We start from the raw sequence: 583 nt of genomic DNA on the forward strand, positions 1-583 counted from the left end.
CTTGGCCAGCAGGCGCGCGGTGCGCAGCGCCTCCAGCGGCTGATGCGCCAGCCGGCTGCCCTGCAGCTTCAGCCGCAGCGCCTGGGTGCGGCGCGCCACGCCGGGCGTCAGTTCGCCCAGCAGGCCGAGCGCGCGCGGCGCGTCCCGGTCGTCGAGCGCCCATTCGGCCGCCAGCAGCCGGGCGCCCTCTTCCTGCACCCGCGCGCCGGCCGAGGTCGCCGCCACCTGCAGCGCCTGACGCAGGTGCTCATCGCGGTTGCGCCGGTCCTGCAGCTTGTGCGCGCTTTGCGCGGCCACCAGGTGCGCCAGCGCCATGAACGCGCCGTCCTGCGCCAGGTCCGGCGTCTGCGACTGGATGTTGAGCGCGCGTTGCGCCGCCTTCTGGGCGCGGCTGTAGCGCGCGCCGAAATACTCGGCCCAGGCCTCGCGCAGCGCGACCTGCGCGCTGCGCTCCCGCTGGGCCATGCGCCAGAGCCGCGCGCGCTTGGGCAGCGTCAGCAGCGCATCCAGCGTCTGCATCAGCGTCATCAGCGCGAAGCAGCCCGCCACCAGCAGCAGCAGGAACAGGTTGAGCGACAGGTCC

General features: G+C 74.6%; 1 protein-coding gene. It reads right to left on the reverse strand.

Annotated features, from left to right (window positions below):
• Nucleotides 1-583 (reverse strand): heme biosynthesis HemY N-terminal domain-containing protein (locus FUT87_RS24115; RefSeq protein WP_310735320.1); only part of this gene is annotated, 583 nt, incomplete at both ends.

This window comes from Mitsuaria sp. TWR114 (genome assembly GCF_007997345.1).